The sequence below is a fragment of the Massilia aerilata genome, from assembly GCF_042656905.1.
GTDB classification, from domain to species: Bacteria; Pseudomonadota; Gammaproteobacteria; order Burkholderiales; family Burkholderiaceae_D; genus Telluria; species Telluria aerilata.
The window spans coordinates 26,742-42,930 of the sequence record NZ_JBHSMZ010000002.1; the positions used below are offsets into that span (position 1 = coordinate 26,742).

Here is a 16,189-nt window from a genome sequence, read left to right on the forward strand (position 1 = left end):
TATCCTGTTTCCCATGTGTAGGGGCCGGGGATACATACCGTAACGGCTGATACACATTTCGGTTGACCAAATGGTAGGATTGTTGCTGCTGAAAAAGGATCCCATCATGCCCCTCATCCTCCTGCTCGTCGCCCTGGTCGCGCTGCGCTTCTTCGAAGTCTGGAAATTCGCCCAACTCTCCTGGTGGTGGATCGTCGCCCTGGCGGTGCTGGCCTTCATCTGGTTCGAGTTCATCGAAAAGATGCTCGGCCTCGACAAAAAGAAAGCCCACAAAGAAGACGAACTGCGCCGAAAAGCCCGCGTCAAGCAAACCTTCGACAAACGTAAATAAACCTCAAACCGGGGTCAGACCCCGATTTTGGGAAATTGCCAAAATTCGGGGTCTGACCCCGGTTTTAGGAAATTGTCCATATCACATGAACCTGGAACTGCGCCAGCTGCGCTACTTCGTTACCGTCGCCGAGGAGTTGCATTTCGGGCGGGCGGCGGCGCGGCTGCATATGACGCAGCCGCCGCTGTCGCAGGCGATCGCGGCGCTGGAGGATTTGCTGGGTGCGCCGCTGTTCGTGCGTAACCGGCGCACCGTCGAGCTGGCGCCGGCCGGCAGCGCCCTGCTGCCCGAGGCGCGGCGCCTGCTGCTCGAGGCCGATGCGCTGCCGGAACTGGCGCGAAGGGCGGCCGCCGGCGAGGCTGGTCGCCTCGCCCTGGCCTTCGTCACCTCCTGCGACTACAGCGTGCTGCCCTCCTTCCTGCGCCGCTACAGCGAGCGCTACCCGGACGTGCACCTGAACCTGCTGGAGGCGACCTCCGACGTGCAGGCCGAGGAACTGCTGCGCGGCCGCATCGACGCCGGCCTCCTGATCCCGCCGCTGCCCGACAAGGCGCTGGACGCACTCGATTACATGAAGGTGCTCGAGGAGCCCCTGATCCTGTGCGCCCCCACGGGCCTCACCACAAGCGACCCTGTCCGCCTGCAGGACCTGCCCCGCCTCCCCCTGATCGTCTTCCCGCGCGATATCTCGCCGGCCCTGCACGACGCCATCCTGTCCTGCTTCCGCGCGGCCGGCATCACGCCCGTCATCGGCCAGCTGGCGATCCAGATGCAGACCATCGTCAGCCTGGTGTCCGGCGGCATGGGCTTGGCACTTGTGCCACAATCCGTGTCTAAGTTGATGCGGCCCGGCGTAGAATACCGTGCCCTCGCGGACCCGACCCCACTGGTCGAGACCGGCATCGCCTGGCGCCGCGACAATCCGTCGCCCGTGCTGCAGGGCTTTCTGGAACTACTGAGGAATCACTGACCATGCTCGTCCACCCAAACTGGGACCCCGTCGCCTTCAACATCGGTCCCGTACCCATCCACTGGTACGGCATCATGTACGTCATCGCCTTCGCCCTCTTCATCATCCTCGGCCGCGTGCGCATCAAGACCCAGCCGCACATCCAGGCCCAGGGCTGGACCAAAGAGGACCTCGACGACATGCTGTTCTACGGGATGCTCGGCGTGGTGATCGGCGGGCGCCTGGGCGAGGTGCTGTTCTACCAGCCGGCCCACTTTGCCGCACACCCGATCGACATCTTCAAGACCTGGCAGGGCGGCATGTCCTACCACGGCGGCTTCATCGGCGTGCTGGTGGCGATGGCGCTGTGGGCCCGCAAGCGCAAGCGCAACCTGCTCGACGTGTATGACTTCATCGCGCCGATGGTCCCGATCGGCTATGCCTGCGGACGCCTCGGCAACTTCATCAACCACGAGCTGCCGGGCCGCATGGCCGATCCGTCCCTGCCCTGGGCCATGCAGTGGCCGGGCATCACCGACCACCTGGTCCACCCGTCGCCGCTGTACCAGATGCTGGTCGACGGCGTCCTTTGCTTCGTGATCATGTGGCTGTTCGCCCGCAAGCCGCGCCCGCGCCTGGCGGTCGGCGCCCTCTACACCCTGCTGTACGGCTGCGCGCGATTCTTCACCGAGTACTTCCGCGTGCCGGACTGGGAAACGACCTTCCTCGGCCTGCCGATCACCTCCGGCCAGGTCTTGTCGCTGCCGATGATCGTGGCCGGCCTGCTGATGCTGGGCTGGGCCTACTCCCGCAAGGGAAACGGCACGCGCGCCGTTCACGCATAAATAACAGCGACGACGCATGCGCCGCCGCCTCCTGATCGCCGCCGCCGTCCTGGCACTGGGCGGCTGCGCCGGTACGCCGCCGCAGGACAAGGCCGGCGAGCTCGCCGTCGGCAAGTTCAAGAGCGCGCTGCAGGACGGCGTGCTGCTTCTGCGGCCCGCGCGCGGCTCCATGCAGGTCGTCACCGCCCAGGGCCAGGCCCGCATCGAGCAGCCGCTCGCCAACGAAGCGCACACGCGCTTCCTGGTCGGCTCGATCTCCAAGTGGATCACCACGGTGGCGGTGCTGCGCCTCGTGGACCAGGGCCGCGTCGACCTCGACAAGCCGATCACCTTCTACCTCCCCGAGCTGCCGCGCGAAAGCGGCCGCGTCACCGTGCGGCACCTGCTGTCGAACACCAGCGGTATCCCGAACGGCCTGGCGCAGGCGCTGAAGCAGGACCGCGCCGCTACCGAAAACTCGAAGCTCACGCCATCCCAGGGCGCGCTGCGTTACGGCGCCGGCGCCCCAGGCTTCGAGCCAGGTACGAAATTCGACTACTCGTTTACCAACTGGGTGCTGGTCGGCGCCATCGTGGAAAAGCTGACTGGCCTGGACTTCCAGCAGGCTATAAAGACGCTGGTGCTGCAGCCAGCCGGCGTGCGCGACACCGGCTTCGCCAACGATGCCTGGACGTCCATGCCGCAGGCCGCCCTCGCCTACGACAAGGAAAAATCGAAGCGCAAGATGAGCGCGATGCCGCCCATGGTCGCCGCCAGCGGCACGGTCTACAGCACCGCTGCCGACCTGGTCGCGATCGCCGACGCCGTGTATGCGGGCGATCTGTTGTCGGGCAAGTCGCGCGCCGAACTGCTCACCGTGCAGCATGCAGAAGAAAACTATGCGCTGGGCGGCAGGGTCCGCGACATCGGCAGCGGCGCAGCGAAACGCAGGGTGATCTGGAATGGCGGCGTCATCGGCGGCTACAAGACCCTGCTGGTGTATGCCCCGGCGGACGGCGCCGCGGTGGTCCTGCTCAACAACACGGACATCGACCAGTCCGACCAGAACAAGCTGGCGGAAGCCCTGCTGGACGAACTCTTACAGGCGCACTAGGCGTTCTCCTGCAAGCGCCTGGGAGGCCGTCCGCTGGCAGCATCCCGATGCGCTCCATGGGTTAGATGGAGCACTGTTCGTGACCGCATGGGAATCTATCGTGGTCCCATGAAGCCCGCCATCTCACCCAGAAAGCTGTACGCGATGCAGCGCATGTCGACCGCCCTGAGGCGGGCCGCCGCGGCGCGTCCGTTCGGCGCCGCCACCGACCAGGCGCTGCGCTGGGCCGCAGCCTGGGGCATGTGCGCCGGCATCCGGCCGCCGCATACCCGTTTGCGCATCCGGCGCGACACGCTGTCAGGCGCCTGCTGAAGCGAATAAAATAGGCGGATGGACATCCACCAGCTGAAGTCATTGGTCACCATCGCCCGCTGCGGCACCGTCGCCCGCGCAGCGGAACTGCTGCACCTGAGCCAGCCGGCGATCAGCGCCCACATCAAGCAGCTCGAAGAGGAGCTGCGCGTGCGCCTGTTCGACCGCCACGCCAAGGGCATGCAGCTGACCGCCGCCGGCGAGGCGGTGTTCGGCCATGCCAAGCGCGCCCTGCACGCGGTGGACGCGATCCGCGACGAAGCCAATACCCTGAACGGCGAAGTGGCCGGCGAGCTGGTGATCGGCACCGTCAACGATCCGGCCTTCCTGCGCCTGCCGGCCTTCCTGCGCCACATGCGCGAAGCCGCGCCCCATGTGGTGCTGTCGCTGGTGCAGACGACGTCGGGCGCGGTGCTGAAGAACATCGAGGACGGCGTGTTCGACGCCGGCTTCGTCGAGGGCAATCTGGACGGCATGGCGTTCGACGCGACCCTGCTGCGGCGCGCCGAGTTCGCGGTCGGCTACCCGGCCGCCTGGCGTGACCGCGTCGAAGCAGGCGGCCTGGCCGGCGCCCTCGCCCTGCCCTGGATCGGCACCTCCGACGACTGCTCCTTCTTCCGCCTGACGACGGCGCTGTTCGCGAAGCACGGCCTCCCCTTTGCGCCCGCCATCCGCACCGACGACGAAAGCCTGCTGCTCGAACTGGTGGGCCAGGAAACCGGCCTCTCGCTGATCCGCCGCGACCTGCTGGAAAAGCCCGGCGCCGCGGATGCCGTGCGCACGCTGGACGGCCTGACGGTGGACGCCGGCGTGCATTTCGCGAGCGCCATCGATCCCGCCAAACCGAGCCTGCTGCGTGTCGCCCGGCGTGCAGTGCAGCGTGCCTGGCAAGACTGACTACACGACCACGTTCAAGGCGCTGACAACCCTGGCGCTGCCGCCGGCGTACAGGCCGGCGATGCGCCCTTCCTCCAGCCGCAGTTCGACCGCGATGCGCGAGGGCGAAGGCTCGCGCATGAATGCGCCCTGCCGGATCTGCATCGAGGCTTCGCGAACGCCCAGGCGGTCGTACAGGTAGCAGGCCAGCGGCCCGGCGGCCATGCCGGTCGCGGCTTCCTCTTCGATGCCGTAGGCCGGACCGAACATGCGGGCGGTGGCTGCGAACTCGCCGTCGCCGGTGGCGAAGACGTAGTAGCCCACCGCGCCGAAGGCTTCGCTCACAAGCGCGATCTCGCCCATGTCGGGCGCCAGCGCGGCGAGCACCGCGCTCGAGCGCGCATGCACCAGCACGAAACGGTTGCCGGTGCCGACCACGCAAGGCGAAGTCAGGACGTCCGCGGGACCGAGCCCCAGGCTGGCGAGGATGCGGGCGCCCGTCACGTCCGGCGGAAAATCCGCCTCGTCGACGTAGGTGGGGGCGCGCTGCTCCATGAAGGCCTGCTCGCCGCGCAGCACGATGCGGCGCTTACCGTCGATGGTCTCCTTGGAAGACTCGGGACCGCTTACCAGCCCGCGCTGGGACAGCAGCGCGAAGCTGGCGATGGTGGCGTGGCCGCAGTGGGCGATCTGGCGGCTGGGGGTGAAGAATTCGAGCTTGAAGCCGGCCATCTTCGAGGCCGAGACGAAGGCGGTTTCGGACAGGCCGGCCAGCCTGGCGATGGCCTGCTTCTGCTGCGCGGACAGGCCGTCGGCGTCGAGCACGACGCCGGCCGGATTGCCGCCGCGGCCGCCGTCGACGAAGGCGTTCACGATGTTGACGATAGCTGCCATGACTGCTCCTTTGTTGAGGGAGCAGCTACTCTACGGGACGCCACGCGGGCGCGTCCAATCAGGTTTTGCGGCCTGCCCTCAGGATTCCTGAAGGAGCCGTTGTTCGATGAAGCGCCATTCCGCCGGCTCCACCGGCGTGACCGACAGGCGGCTGCCCTTCGCCAGCAGGCGCATGCCTTCGAGTTCCGGATGGCTGCGCAGTTCGGCGAGCGGCACCAGGCGCGTGGTGCGCAGGTGGCGGATGTCGACGCTGTCCCAGCGCGGGGTCGCCGGCGTGGCCTTTGCATCGAAATAGGGGCTGGCGGCGTCGAACTGGGTGGCGTCCGGATAGGCGTCGCCGACGATTTCCACGACGCCGGCAATGCCGATGTTGGCGCAGCTGGAGTGGTAGAAGAAGGCCTGGTCGCCGGGCCGCATCTCGCGCATGAAATTGCGGGCCTGGTAGTTGCGAACGCCGAACCAGGCGACCGTTTTATTCCTGGCGGCCGCCACGTCGTCGATACTGACTTCATCGGGTTCGGATTTCATCAACCAGTAGCGCATGCGCTTCGCTCCATAAAACGCGGACAATAAAAAAGCGGCTGCGCATCGAGTACGCAGCCGCTCCGAATTATGCCCCGCCTGTGCCGTTTTTGCCGGCATCCCGAACCTAAGCGGCTCAAGGTGGTCACAGTCAGCTCAATTTCGGGTTCGTCAAACTAGTGACGATCACGCCCACCAAGCATATCCCGCAACCTATGCGAATGAATGGTTCAAGGAATATATGGCAAATCTCGAACACCGCAGGGTAGACGGCAGTTTACTACGATGAACTGCCATGTCAAACGAATTCCGGCTCAGGCGAGATTTTCTTGCGGCGCCAGAGCCTGATCCAACACCGAATGCATGGCTTCCAGTTTCTGCTTGACTTCCAACATGGACTGGTCCCCGAGCGGGCCTTGCGGCGACTTCACGGACAGGAATTCGGCGGTCACCGACAGCGCGGCCATGACGGCGATGCGGTCGGTGCCCTTCACCTTGCCCGAGTCGCGCAGCGCACACATCTTGGTGTCGAGGTAATGCACGGCTTCGCGCAGCGTCTGCTGCTCGCCCTCGCGGCAAGCCAGGCGGTAGGCCTGGCCCATGATCAATACGTCCAGGTGGATCATCGTGCGGCCTCGGCGTCGTCGGGATTGGCGGATGCGTCGTCGCCGGCGCCATCCTCATCGGCACCGGCCGGTTCGAGCTGGACCAGCATCGCTTCGACTCTTTGCTGGGCCTGCAGCAGCCGGTGCTTGAAATCGAGGTTTTCGGCGCTCAGCAGGGCGTTGGCCTGGCGCAACAGGTAGTTCTCGCTACGCAGCGACTGGGTCAGCTGGGCGAGCCGATCGATTTTATCGGACAGTTCTTGGAATTCGGAAATCATCCCAACACTATAGGAGCGGGAGCGATTCTTCGTCAACAGGATGCGTTCCGTGCGCAGGATTTAAAAAATGGGTGGTAGGCTTCGGCGCTTTCTTGCGCCAGGCCAGGCCGTCAGTTTGCGAAACCACAAAAAAGTCTGCCGAATCGCCAACATGGCCGCTTGAAATGCCCCATTATCGTCCCTATAATTAGCACTCGTTAGTGAGGAGTGCTAACAGCCCCTTACCCGCCGCCGAAACCGGGGCGGTTTTCAAACGAACAGTCAATCAACACACAAAGGAGTTTTGCATGAACCTTCGCCCATTGCACGATCGCGTGATCGTGAAGCGTCTCGACCAGGAAACCAAAACTGCGTCCGGCCTGATCATCCCCGATGCAGCGGCCGAGAAACCGGACCAGGGTGAGATTCTCGCCGTGGGCAACGGCAAAGTGCAAGAAAACGGCAACGTCCGTCCGCTGGAAGTGAAAGTCGGCGACCGCGTCCTGTTCGGCAAGTACTCGGGCCAGACCGTCAAGGTCAACGGCGAGGAACTGCTGGTCATGCGCGAAGAAGACATCATGGCCGTCGTGGCCCAGTAATCAGTCCAACACTTTCCTGAATACGGAGAACTAAGAAAATGGCAGCTAAAGACGTAATTTTCGGCGATGTGGCACGCGCCAAGATGGTTGAGGGTGTGAACATCCTGGCCAATGCAGTCAAAGTCACCCTGGGCCCGAAAGGCCGCAACGTGGTGCTGGACCGTTCGTTCGGCGCCCCGACCGTCACCAAGGACGGCGTCTCGGTCGCGAAAGAGATCGAGCTGAAAGACAAGCTCATGAACATGGGCGCGCAGATGGTCAAGGAAGTCGCTTCGAAGACCAGCGACAACGCCGGTGACGGCACCACCACCGCGACCGTGCTGGCACAAGCCATCGTGCGCGAAGGCATGAAGTTCGTTGCCGCCGGCATGAACCCGATGGACCTGAAGCGCGGCATCGACAAGGCCGTCGCCGCCACCGTCGAAGAACTGAAGAAGATCGCCAAGCCGACCACCACCTCGAAAGAGATCGCCCAGGTCGGTACCATCTCGGCCAACTCGGATGCATCCGTTGGCGAGCGCATCGCCGAAGCGATGGAAAAAGTCGGCAAGGAAGGCGTCATCACCGTCGAAGACGGCAAGTCGCTGAATGACGAACTGGACATCGTCGAAGGCATGCAGTTCGACCGCGGCTACCTGTCGCCTTACTTCATCAACAACCCGGACAAGCAGGTTGCCGTTCACGAGAACCCGTTCGTCCTGCTGTGCGACAAGAAGATCTCGAACATCCGTGACCTGCTGCCGGTGCTGGAGCAAGTCGCCAAGGCCGGCCGTCCGCTGGTCATCGTCGCCGAAGACATCGACGGCGAAGCGTTGGCGACCCTGGTGGTCAACAACATCCGTGGCATCCTGAAGACCGTCGCCGTCAAGGCCCCGGGCTTCGGCGACCGCCGCAAGGCCATGCTGGAAGACATCGCCATCCTGACCGGTGGCCAGGTCATCGCCGAAGAAGTCGGCCTGACCCTGGAAAAAGTCACCCTGAACGAACTGGGCCAGGCGAAGCGCATCGAAGTCGGCAAGGAAAACACCATCATCATCGATGGCGCCGGCGCCGCTGAAGGCATCGAGGCACGCGTCAAGATGATCCGCGTCCAGATCGAGGAAGCGACCTCGGACTACGACCGCGAAAAACTGCAAGAGCGCGTGGCCAAACTGGCCGGCGGCGTTGCCGTGATCAAGGTTGGCGCTGCCACCGAAGTCGAAATGAAAGAGAAGAAAGCACGCGTGGAAGACGCGCTGCACGCCACCCGCGCTGCCGTCGAAGAAGGCATCGTTCCTGGCGGCGGCGTGGCCCTGCTGCGCGCCCGCGCTGCAATCCAGGTCAAAGGCGACAACCCTGACCAGGACGCAGGCATCAAGATCGTCCTGCGCGCCATGGAAGAGCCGCTGCGCATGATCGTCCAGAACGCCGGCGAAGAGCCGTCGGTCGTCGTCTCGGCCGTCCTGGCCGGCACCGGCAACTACGGCTACAACGCCGCCAACGGCACCTACGGCGACATGGTCGAAATGGGCGTGCTGGATCCGGCCAAGGTCACCCGCTCGGCGCTGCAGAACGCAGCCTCGATCGCCGGCCTGATGCTGACCACCGACTGCATGGTCTCGGACATCGCCGAAGACAAGCCGGCCGGCGGCATGGGCGGCGGCATGGGCGGCATGGGCGGCATGGGCATGGACGGCATGATGTAATCAAGCCGGACGGCTTTCCAGCCAACCGAGTAGTAAAGTAAGGCCCGCGGGGTTTGCGCCCCGCGGGCTTTTTTGCTTTCAGCGCGCCGCGATGCCGTCCAGGATCAGGTCGATCCCTGCGAGGAAATCGGCGCGGTCGTCGTGCTCGCGCATAGGAACGATCATGCTGCGCACGAAGGGAAAGGCATCCTCGTCGAGTGCGGACCAGGCGCTCGACACCGCATCGAAAAAGCTGGCCCGGACCAGGCCCTGCGCGCGCGCATATTCCGAGTTGGCCGCATTCTGCCCGGCCACGCCCAGGATGAAGTTCAGCAGAGACGATGCCGCCAGCCAGAGTTCCTGCTCGGCCACGCCAAAGGTCCGCATCTGCCGGCCGATCGCTTCGAGGATGCGCACCATCGGCATCTTCATCGGCGAGCGCGCAAGTTCCGCCCCCACCCAAGGATGCGCGTCGATCGCATCGAACAGGCCCAGGCCGAGGATGCGGACGGTCTCCCGCGGCGGCGCGGCGGTGACGGCCGCATCCATCGCACGGGCCACCATCGCGTCGCAGGCGGCGCTCAACAATTCGCCTTTGTTCGCCACATGCCAGTAGATCGCGCCGGCGCCCGTCGCCAATTCTTCCGACAGCGCGCGAAAGGTCAGTCCGCTTTCCCCGTGTTCATCCAGCAACGCGATCGCCGCCTCGACGATGCGCTCGCGCGACAGCGATGCCTCGCCGCGCTGGGTGCGGCGTGTGTTCTTCACCATACTCTTCTTGACATGAATGGAATACCGTTCCAATAATACAGTGGAACAACGTTCCATTAAATAGATGAGGAAATAAAAGATGACAACTTCGATCGCAATCGCCGGCGCCGGCCTCGGCGGCCTGGTGCTGGCGCGGGTCCTGCACCTCCACGGTATTGCCGCGACGGTGTATGAGGCGGATGCAGCGCCGGATGCGCGCACCCAGGGCGGTATGCTGGACATTCACGAACACGACGGGCAACTGGCGCTGCGAGCCGCCGGCTTATACGAGGCCTTCCTGGCGCTGGTCCAACCCGGCGCCGAGACGATGCGCATGCTGGACCGCGACGGCGCGGTGCTGATGGAGGAAGCCGACGACGGCCACGGCCGCCGTCCCGAAATCCTGCGCGGCGACCTGCGCAGGCTCCTGCTCGACTCCCTCCCCGAAGGTGCCATCCAGTGGGGCCGCAAGCTTGCGACGGTCGACGCGCTCGGTGGCGGGAGGCACAAGCTGCGTTTCGCCGATGGCAGCAGCGCCGAGGCGGATCTGCTGGTGGGCGCGGATGGCGCGTGGTCGAAGGTGCGCCCGCTCGTATCGAAGGAAAAGCCGGTCTACACCGGCACTGTCTACGTCGAAACCTGGCTGGCCGACAGCGACGTACGCCACCGGGCCAGCGCGCAGGCGGTCGGCGGCGGTTCGCTGTTCGTGCCCTCGCCCGGCAAGGCGATCTTTGCGCACCGCGAGCCGGGCGGCGTGCTGCATACCTACGTTGCCCTGAACCGGCCCGAAACATGGATCGCCGAAATCGACTTCGCCGACAAGGACAGCGCCCTGGCGCGGGTCGCCGCGGAGTTCGAAGGGTGGGCGCCGGCGCTGCGGGCGCTCATCCTCGATGCCGACTCGGCGCCCGTGCCGCGACCATTGCACGCCCTGCCGGGCGGGCACCGCTGGGAACGCGTGCCCGGCGTCACCCTGCTCGGCGACGCCGCCCACTTGATGCCGCCGTCCGGCGAAGGCGCCAACCTTGCGATGATCGACGGCGCCGACCTGGCGCAAGCCATCGTGGCGCGTGTCGGCGATACCGAAGCCGCGCTCGCCGCCTACGAAGAACGGATGTTCGCACGCAGCGCCGCGGCGGCCGTGGACGCGGAAGCCTTGCTGCATGCCTGCCTGGGCGATGGCGCGCCGCAGAGCATGCTCGACATGTTCAACACGGGACGGGCCGGCGAATGAGGCGCCGGAGGACGCCGCTTTGCCGCATACTGGGTCCCCCATTCCGCCTGGAGCCTGCCATGCCCGCCATTAAACTGGACGAACTGGAAAACGCGGCGATCCTGGTCGAGGACGGCGCAGGCAGCGCCCACGCGCTCGTTGCGCGCGACAGCGGCATGATCCACCTGCTCAACGACGAGTACATGGACGAGGAGGCGCCGCTGCCGGGCGATATCGAAGCGGGCGGCAACTATGTCCCGGTGCCGGCCGCCAGCGAACTCGGCCTGGGGCGCGAGCTGATGCGGCGCTTCGGCATAGGCCATCTGCAGGGCGACCAGCAGCGGCTGCAGGATATCTTTGCGCGCCAGGATCCTTACGACCGCTTCTCCCGCCTGCTTGAGGAGCGTGGATTGCTGGATGCCTGGTACGGTTTCCGGGAGAGGGAAACCCGTGCCGCGCTGGAGGCTTGGTGCCGGCAGCACGGGTTGATGTTTCAGTGATCCCCGGCAGCGCTTAGCAGATCGACCCATAGGTACTCTTGCCGGTTGGTACATCGAGACCAAAATAGCAAGAGTATCCATCGGCCTTATCCCAAATACAGGTGAGGTGCCCATCGACACCTTCCGGTCCTTCGCCGTTGGCGGAACCGAATCGCCGAGGCTATGAGCGCTCCCAAAGTCCAACATGAAGGTGATCATCATGTTTTGGCCAAGGCACTACGTGTGGACTGCCAACGATCGCGCGCAGCTCCTTGTCGTTGAAATAGATGACTTTCACCAGCAGGTGCTGCAAAAACAGACGGACCAGCTTGACCGTGGCTTCTCGGTCGTAGATCACATCCCTGTACGAACAGCGCGCAGCTTGGCCGGTTATATGGTCTTTCCGCACAGGGCGAATGTCCATCTCAATGCCCTTCCTGTGAGTGGCGTGCTCGGACTTGATCCCATTGGCAAGGCTGATGTTTCCGATCCCGAATTTCCGGTCACACATGGCCTGCCACTCTCGCTCGACCACTTCACCTTCGAAAAACACAGGCCGATCTCGTCCAGAACGATCCCTCCGCCCTCACGCATCACCTGGTCCATATGCGACAGCATCACATTCTCCAGGTGGCCCACGGTGTGGCCTCCGGCGGTAGAGACAGAAGAACTTCTGGGCTGCGTTACACCCCAATGGGCCGAAGTCAATTCGATCCAGCCCTGATGGCCCGAGTCGGCCGATTCGCCCTTGATGCCATCGATCTGCATATGCGTCAGCTGCCATTTCCGATCTCCTCGTGGTTGAGTGCATCGGCGATTCTTGCTTAGCAGCCTCTGCCGTAGGTTGAGGAGACACAATCCAACAGGCGTTTCGATCTGACGACGGTTTTGATTGACGCTCTGTCGAACAGGCAATTAAACTTGCGCTGTTTTCATTTTTTGGGTCCATCCATGGGCACTTGTTCGAGCGATAGTTGTTGCCAGTCCGACCCTGGCGCATTCTCGGCAAGATAACGCAGGCTCCCCGTCTCCTGCCGTCATCCTGCCGCGGATGATGGTATCTTTTCTACGCCGCCCCTTTCGGCGCATTCACGTTCCAGCAACACATGCATTGCAGGCCAGCCATCGCTGCTGGCCGCGCCGGCTTGCGGCCGTGCGCATCCCGACGGCGCAGTCTTCGCAAGGAAAGTGAATGTTCGAGTTTTTCAATGGCCGCCAGATGGCCGCCGGCCGCGGCGAGCGCGGCTTCAACCGCTGGGACTGGTTCCTGCTGCCCCTGGTGCTGGCCGTATTGGCCGCCGCGGCCTATGGCGCCATGCAGATGGCGCGCCCCTTCGTGCTGGGGCAGCCGACGCCGATCTCACTGGACGTGGTCCAGCTGCCGTATTACCTGCTGCGCACCATCCTGCGCATGTTCATGGCGCTCGGCTGTTCGCTGCTGTTCAGCTTCGTGTTCGCGGCCGTCGCCGCCAAGTACCGCGCCGCCGAGAAGATCCTGATTCCGCTGCTCGACATCCTGCAGTCGGTGCCGATTCTCGGCTTCCAGGCGATCGCGATCGCGCCCTTCATCGCCCTGTTTCCCGGCAGCCTGCTGGGCGTGGAGTGCGCGGCGGTCTTCGCGATTTTTACTTCGCAAGCCTGGAACATGGCGTTCAGCCTGTACCAGTCGATGCGCACCGTCCCCGACGAATTGAACGAGGCGGCGCGGGTCTTCTGCCTGTCCGGCTGGCAGCGCTTCTGGCGACTGGAACTGCCCTACGCGATGCCGTCACTGCTGTGGAACATGATGATGTCGATGTCCGGCGGCTGGTTCTTCCTGGTGGCGGCCGAGGCGATTTCCGTGTCCGGCCAGGACATCAAGCTGCCCGGCATCGGCGCCTTCATCGCCGTCGCCATCGAGCAGGAAAACGGGCGTGCGGTGGCCTGGGCCATCGTCGCCATGCTGGCCGGGATCATCCTGTACGACCAGCTGTTCTTCCGCCCGCTGCTGGCCTGGGCCGACAAGTTCCGTTTCGAGGAGTCGCAGGGCGAGACCGCGCAGCGTTCCTGGCTGCTGGACTGGGGGCGCCGCAGCCGCTGGGTGAGCCGGCTGGCGGACCGCTTCTGGGCCGCCATGCGCGCCACCCTTGGCTGGTTCGGCACGGCCGGACGCCCCGCCGCGCCCGCGCGTGCGCCCGGCCGCTGGCAGCGCGCGCTGCCGCGCCTGTGGGACATCGGCCTCGCCATCGTGGTGCTGGCCGCCACGCTGCGCCTGATCGTCTACGTGCACAGCGTGGTCGGCTGGAGCGAAGCCGGGCACGTGGTCCTGCTCGGCCTGGCGACCCTGACCCGGGTCATGCTGCTGATCGGGCTGGCCTCGCTGTTCTGGGTGCCGGTCGCGGTGTGGATCGGGCTGCGGCCGCGCTACTCGCAGCGGGTGCAGGCGGTGGCGCAGTTCCTGGCCGCCTTCCCGGTCAACCTGATGTTCCCGCTGGTCGTGTTCCTGATGGTGAGCCTGCACCTGAACCCGAACATCTGGCTCAGCCCCCTGATGGTGTTCGGCACCCAGTGGTACATCCTGTTCAATGTGGTGGCCGGCGCGTCGACCATTCCGACCGAGCTGCGGCTGGCGGCGGACAACCTGGGACTGCAAGGCTGGCTGCGCTGGAAGCGGGTGTACCTGCCGGCGGTGTTCCCGGCCTACGTGACCGGGGCGATCACGGCCAGCGGCGGTTCCTGGAACGCCAGCATCGTGGCCGAGTATGTCACCTGGGGCAAGACCACCCTCGCCGCCCAGGGGCTGGGCAGCTATATCAAGCAGATGACCGACGCCGGCGACTTCCACCGGATCGCCCTCGGCATCGGCATCATGTGCATCTTCGTGATGCTGTTGAACCGCTTCTTCTGGCGCAAGCTGTACGTGCTGGCCGGACACCGTGAAATCTGAGGAAAGCAACATGACACAAGACATCCTGATCCGGCTGGAAGCGGTCGGCAAGTCCTTCACCAGCGCCGACGGCGCGCCGCGCCGCATTCTCGACGGCGTCGACTTCACGCTGCGCCAGGGCGAGATCGTGGCGCTGCTCGGCAAGTCGGGCTCCGGCAAGTCGACCCTGCTGCGCATCATGGCCGGCCTGGTGCCGGCCGACGGCGGCAAGGCCGACTATGCCGGCCGCGCCATCGCCGGCCCGGCGCCCGGCGTGGCCATGGTGTTCCAGTCCTTCGCGCTCTTTCCCTGGCTGACGGTGCAGCAGAACGTGGAGCTCGGCCTCGAGGCGCAGGGCGTGGCGCCGGCGGAACGCGAGCGCCGCGCCGACGCCGTGCTCGAACTGATCGGCCTGGCCGGCTTCGGCGGCGCCCTGCCGCGCGAACTCTCGGGTGGCATGCGCCAGCGCGTCGGCATCGCGCGCGCGCTGGTCACCAATCCGGACGTGCTGCTGATGGACGAAGCCTTTTCCGCACTCGACGTGCTGACCGGCGAGACCCTGCGCAACGACATCCTGGCGCTGTGGGACGGCAAGCAGATTCCGACCCGCGGCATCGTGGTCGTGTCGCACAACATCGAAGAAGCGGTGATGATGGCGGACCGCATCATCATCCTGTCCAGCGACCCAGGACGTATCGTCAGCGAAGTCAGGGTCGACCTGCCGCGGCCGCGCGACGCCGACAGCGCGCGGGTGCGGGCCCTGATCGACGAGGTCTACGGACTGATGACGACGCGACGCGCGGCGCCCGCCGTGCCGGCCGGCGTGCCGGCGCCGCAGCCGGACTTCGGCCTGCCCGATACCGACGTCGAGCGCATCGAGGCCGTGCTCGACCTGGTTGCCGAGCCGCCCTTCGACGGCCGCGCCGACCTGCCGCAACTGGCCGAGGAAGCCGAGCTGCCCGACGAAGAACTGTTCCCGACCTTCGAAGCGCTGGCGATGCTGGGCCTGGCCCAGGTCGAGAGCGGCGACATCATGCTCACGCCGCTCGGCAAGCGCTACGCCACTGCGCAGCAGGCCGAACGCCAGGAAATCTTCGGCCGCCAGGTGCTGGCCCACGTGCCGCTGGCGGGGCGCATCCGCACCGCGCTGGCGGAAAGCAGCGGCGGCACGCTGTCCGAAGAACCCTTCATCGAGCTGCTGGAAGTGGGCATGAAGGAAAACCGCGCCCGGCGCACGCTGGGCATCGCCGTGGAGTGGGGCCGCTACGGCGAATTGTACGAGTACGACTTCCACTTGAAGCGCCTGAAGCTGCCGGAGGACGAACAGGCTTGAGACGCGGCGATAAGTTGCTGTGGGACTATGCTGGGTGTAAACTGACTGAATGCCTATCCATCCTGCCCGCCTGCTCGGCGCCACCGCCCTCGCCCTCTGCGCCCTTGCCGCCTGCAAGCGCGAAGCACCGCCGCCGCCCAAGCCGGCCGCCGTCGAAGCGCCCGCCGCGCCGGCGCGCACGCGCGACCAGGCCATCGCCGAGCTGATGGCGGTGCCCGAGCTGAAGGCATGGTCGGCGCAGATCGAAAAGGATTCGCGCGGCAAGGTGCACGGCGCCGTGATCGAGGACGATCCGACGCCGCGCGTGATCGAGGGCAAGCCCTACTACCAGCTCAGCTTCGTGGAAAACCGCAAGCAGAACGTGCACCGCCGCGCCAGCTTCCTGGTCGCGAAGACCGGCGAGGAAATCCTGGTCGAGGATGCGGAAAGCGATACGCTGCAGTCGCTGGCTGAGTGGCGGCGGAATATCAAGCGCGTGGAATTAAAGTCCAATTAACTTGGGTCCCCGCCTTCGCAATGGGATGGACGCCCCCACCCGAAACGGCATCAGATGTGCCAAAGT

General features: G+C 65.3%; 19 protein-coding genes and 1 other RNA gene. 13 read left to right on the plus strand and 7 right to left on the minus strand.

The window, feature by feature from the left end; translation table 11 throughout:
- Positions 1–106 precede the first annotated feature (106 nt).
- From ACFPO9_RS04450 to ACFPO9_RS04475, 6 genes are all read left to right on the plus strand, one after another.
- On the plus strand, positions 107–331 hold the full coding sequence (locus tag ACFPO9_RS04450) for a TIGR04438 family Trp-rich protein (RefSeq protein WP_379767687.1): 225 nt from the start codon (positions 107–109) through the stop codon (positions 329–331).
- A gap of 85 nt (positions 332–416) precedes the next feature.
- Positions 417–1,301, plus strand: a complete 885-nt coding sequence (locus ACFPO9_RS04455; protein ID WP_379767690.1) for a LysR family transcriptional regulator — start codon at positions 417–419, stop codon at positions 1,299–1,301.
- Positions 1,302–1,303: 2 nt separating this feature from the next.
- Complete coding sequence (gene lgt, locus ACFPO9_RS04460) at positions 1,304–2,125, plus strand: prolipoprotein diacylglyceryl transferase (protein ID WP_379767693.1); 822 nt, start codon at positions 1,304–1,306, stop codon at positions 2,123–2,125.
- Positions 2,126–2,141: 16 nt separating this feature from the next.
- Positions 2,142–3,218, plus strand: a complete 1,077-nt coding sequence (locus tag ACFPO9_RS04465) for a serine hydrolase domain-containing protein (protein ID WP_379767696.1) — start codon at positions 2,142–2,144, stop codon at positions 3,216–3,218.
- Between the two features lie 87 nt (positions 3,219–3,305).
- Positions 3,306–3,530, plus strand: a complete 225-nt coding sequence (locus ACFPO9_RS04470; RefSeq protein WP_379767699.1) for a hypothetical protein — start codon at positions 3,306–3,308, stop codon at positions 3,528–3,530.
- Positions 3,531–3,548: 18 nt separating this feature from the next.
- Positions 3,549–4,427, plus strand: coding sequence for a LysR family transcriptional regulator (locus ACFPO9_RS04475; protein ID WP_379767702.1), 879 nt, complete (start codon positions 3,549–3,551; stop codon positions 4,425–4,427).
- Here ACFPO9_RS04475 and ACFPO9_RS04480 read toward each other — a convergent pair whose 3' ends face one another.
- From ACFPO9_RS04480 to ACFPO9_RS04500, 5 genes are all read right to left on the minus strand, one after another.
- Positions 4,428–5,300, minus strand: coding sequence for a PhzF family phenazine biosynthesis protein (locus ACFPO9_RS04480; protein WP_379767705.1), 873 nt, complete (start codon positions 5,298–5,300; stop codon positions 4,428–4,430).
- Positions 5,301–5,378: 78 nt separating this feature from the next.
- Entirely contained in the window at positions 5,379–5,843 is a 465-nt protein-coding gene (locus tag ACFPO9_RS04485; protein ID WP_379767708.1) for an EVE domain-containing protein, read from the minus strand.
- 67 nt (positions 5,844–5,910) lie between these two features.
- Positions 5,911–6,092, minus strand: a non-coding RNA gene (gene ssrS, locus ACFPO9_RS04490) — 6S RNA.
- A gap of 44 nt (positions 6,093–6,136) precedes the next feature.
- Positions 6,137–6,448, minus strand: coding sequence for a cell division protein ZapA (locus ACFPO9_RS04495; protein ID WP_230019878.1), 312 nt, complete (start codon positions 6,446–6,448; stop codon positions 6,137–6,139).
- Positions 6,445–6,705, minus strand: coding sequence for a hypothetical protein (locus ACFPO9_RS04500; RefSeq protein WP_379767711.1), 261 nt, complete (start codon positions 6,703–6,705; stop codon positions 6,445–6,447). The genes ACFPO9_RS04495 and ACFPO9_RS04500 overlap by 4 nt, the downstream gene beginning before the upstream one ends.
- 287 nt (positions 6,706–6,992) lie before the next feature.
- Between ACFPO9_RS04500 and groES the strand changes: the two genes are divergently transcribed.
- Positions 6,993–7,283 carry a co-chaperone GroES gene (gene groES, locus ACFPO9_RS04505; protein WP_052233260.1) on the plus strand — a complete coding sequence of 97 codons (291 nt, stop codon included), beginning with the start codon at positions 6,993–6,995 and terminating at the stop codon, positions 7,281–7,283.
- Positions 7,284–7,321: 38 nt separating this feature from the next.
- Complete coding sequence (gene groL, locus ACFPO9_RS04510) at positions 7,322–8,968, plus strand: chaperonin GroEL (protein WP_379767714.1); 1,647 nt, start codon at positions 7,322–7,324, stop codon at positions 8,966–8,968.
- Positions 8,969–9,046: 78 nt separating this feature from the next.
- Here groL and ACFPO9_RS04515 read toward each other — a convergent pair whose 3' ends face one another.
- Positions 9,047–9,718 (minus strand): TetR/AcrR family transcriptional regulator, encoded by a 672-nt coding sequence (locus ACFPO9_RS04515; RefSeq protein ID WP_379767717.1) that lies wholly within the window; start codon positions 9,716–9,718, stop codon positions 9,047–9,049.
- 79 nt (positions 9,719–9,797) lie between these two features.
- On the opposite strand from ACFPO9_RS04515, the gene ACFPO9_RS04520 reads away from it, so the two are divergent.
- Together ACFPO9_RS04520 and ACFPO9_RS04525 are read left to right on the plus strand one after the other, a co-directional pair.
- Positions 9,798–10,931, plus strand: coding sequence for an FAD-dependent oxidoreductase (locus tag ACFPO9_RS04520; protein ID WP_379767720.1), 1,134 nt, complete (start codon positions 9,798–9,800; stop codon positions 10,929–10,931).
- Positions 10,932–10,990: 59 nt separating this feature from the next.
- Entirely contained in the window at positions 10,991–11,410 is a 420-nt protein-coding gene (locus ACFPO9_RS04525) for a hypothetical protein (RefSeq protein WP_379767723.1), read from the plus strand.
- Positions 11,411–11,779: 369 nt separating this feature from the next.
- Here ACFPO9_RS04525 and ACFPO9_RS04530 read toward each other — a convergent pair whose 3' ends face one another.
- Positions 11,780–12,157 (minus strand): type VI secretion system tube protein Hcp, encoded by a 378-nt coding sequence (locus ACFPO9_RS04530; RefSeq protein ID WP_379767727.1) that lies wholly within the window; start codon positions 12,155–12,157, stop codon positions 11,780–11,782.
- 424 nt (positions 12,158–12,581) lie between these two features.
- Between ACFPO9_RS04530 and ACFPO9_RS04535 the strand changes: the two genes are divergently transcribed.
- From ACFPO9_RS04535 to ACFPO9_RS04545, 3 genes are read left to right on the plus strand one after another with little or no spacing between them, the layout of a single operon-like run.
- Positions 12,582–14,315: an ABC transporter permease gene (locus tag ACFPO9_RS04535; RefSeq protein ID WP_379767730.1), complete on the plus strand. Its 1,734-nt coding sequence runs from the start codon at positions 12,582–12,584 to the stop codon at positions 14,313–14,315.
- Positions 14,316–14,325: 10 nt separating this feature from the next.
- Positions 14,326–15,627 carry an ABC transporter ATP-binding protein gene (locus ACFPO9_RS04540; protein ID WP_379767733.1) on the plus strand — a complete coding sequence of 434 codons (1,302 nt, stop codon included), beginning with the start codon at positions 14,326–14,328 and terminating at the stop codon, positions 15,625–15,627.
- 49 nt (positions 15,628–15,676) lie between these two features.
- On the plus strand, positions 15,677–16,123 hold the full coding sequence (locus ACFPO9_RS04545) for a hypothetical protein (protein ID WP_379767735.1): 447 nt from the start codon (positions 15,677–15,679) through the stop codon (positions 16,121–16,123).
- Positions 16,124–16,189: the final 66 nt, after the last annotated feature.

Excerpts from the sequence above, each read along its gene's own strand:
- ACFPO9_RS04500 (WP_379767711.1), bottom strand. The coding sequence starts at position 6,705 with ATGATTTCCGAATTCCAAGAACTGTCCGATAAAATCGATCGGCTCGCC.
- ACFPO9_RS04495 (WP_230019878.1), bottom strand. The coding sequence starts at position 6,448 with ATGATCCACCTGGACGTATTGATCATGGGCCAGGCCTACCGCCTGGCT.
- groES (WP_052233260.1), top strand. The coding sequence starts at position 6,993 with ATGAACCTTCGCCCATTGCACGATCGCGTGATCGTGAAGCGTCTCGAC.
- ACFPO9_RS04525 (WP_379767723.1), top strand. The coding sequence starts at position 10,991 with ATGCCCGCCATTAAACTGGACGAACTGGAAAACGCGGCGATCCTGGTC.
- ACFPO9_RS04455 (WP_379767690.1), top strand. The coding sequence starts at position 417 with ATGAACCTGGAACTGCGCCAGCTGCGCTACTTCGTTACCGTCGCCGAG.
- ACFPO9_RS04480 (WP_379767705.1), bottom strand. The coding sequence starts at position 5,300 with ATGGCAGCTATCGTCAACATCGTGAACGCCTTCGTCGACGGCGGCCGC.
- lgt (WP_379767693.1), top strand. The coding sequence starts at position 1,304 with ATGCTCGTCCACCCAAACTGGGACCCCGTCGCCTTCAACATCGGTCCC.
- ACFPO9_RS04520 (WP_379767720.1), top strand. The coding sequence starts at position 9,798 with ATGACAACTTCGATCGCAATCGCCGGCGCCGGCCTCGGCGGCCTGGTG.
- ACFPO9_RS04475 (WP_379767702.1), top strand. The coding sequence starts at position 3,549 with ATGGACATCCACCAGCTGAAGTCATTGGTCACCATCGCCCGCTGCGGC.
- groL (WP_379767714.1), top strand. The coding sequence starts at position 7,322 with ATGGCAGCTAAAGACGTAATTTTCGGCGATGTGGCACGCGCCAAGATG.
- ACFPO9_RS04535 (WP_379767730.1), top strand. The coding sequence starts at position 12,582 with ATGTTCGAGTTTTTCAATGGCCGCCAGATGGCCGCCGGCCGCGGCGAG.
- ACFPO9_RS04530 (WP_379767727.1), bottom strand. The coding sequence starts at position 12,157 with ATGCAGATCGATGGCATCAAGGGCGAATCGGCCGACTCGGGCCATCAG.
- ACFPO9_RS04515 (WP_379767717.1), bottom strand. The coding sequence starts at position 9,718 with ATGGTGAAGAACACACGCCGCACCCAGCGCGGCGAGGCATCGCTGTCG.
- ACFPO9_RS04470 (WP_379767699.1), top strand. The coding sequence starts at position 3,306 with ATGGGAATCTATCGTGGTCCCATGAAGCCCGCCATCTCACCCAGAAAG.
- ACFPO9_RS04545 (WP_379767735.1), top strand. The coding sequence starts at position 15,677 with ATGCCTATCCATCCTGCCCGCCTGCTCGGCGCCACCGCCCTCGCCCTC.
- ACFPO9_RS04540 (WP_379767733.1), top strand. The coding sequence starts at position 14,326 with ATGACACAAGACATCCTGATCCGGCTGGAAGCGGTCGGCAAGTCCTTC.
- ACFPO9_RS04485 (WP_379767708.1), bottom strand. The coding sequence starts at position 5,843 with ATGCGCTACTGGTTGATGAAATCCGAACCCGATGAAGTCAGTATCGAC.
- ACFPO9_RS04465 (WP_379767696.1), top strand. The coding sequence starts at position 2,142 with ATGCGCCGCCGCCTCCTGATCGCCGCCGCCGTCCTGGCACTGGGCGGC.
- ACFPO9_RS04450 (WP_379767687.1), top strand. The coding sequence starts at position 107 with ATGCCCCTCATCCTCCTGCTCGTCGCCCTGGTCGCGCTGCGCTTCTTC.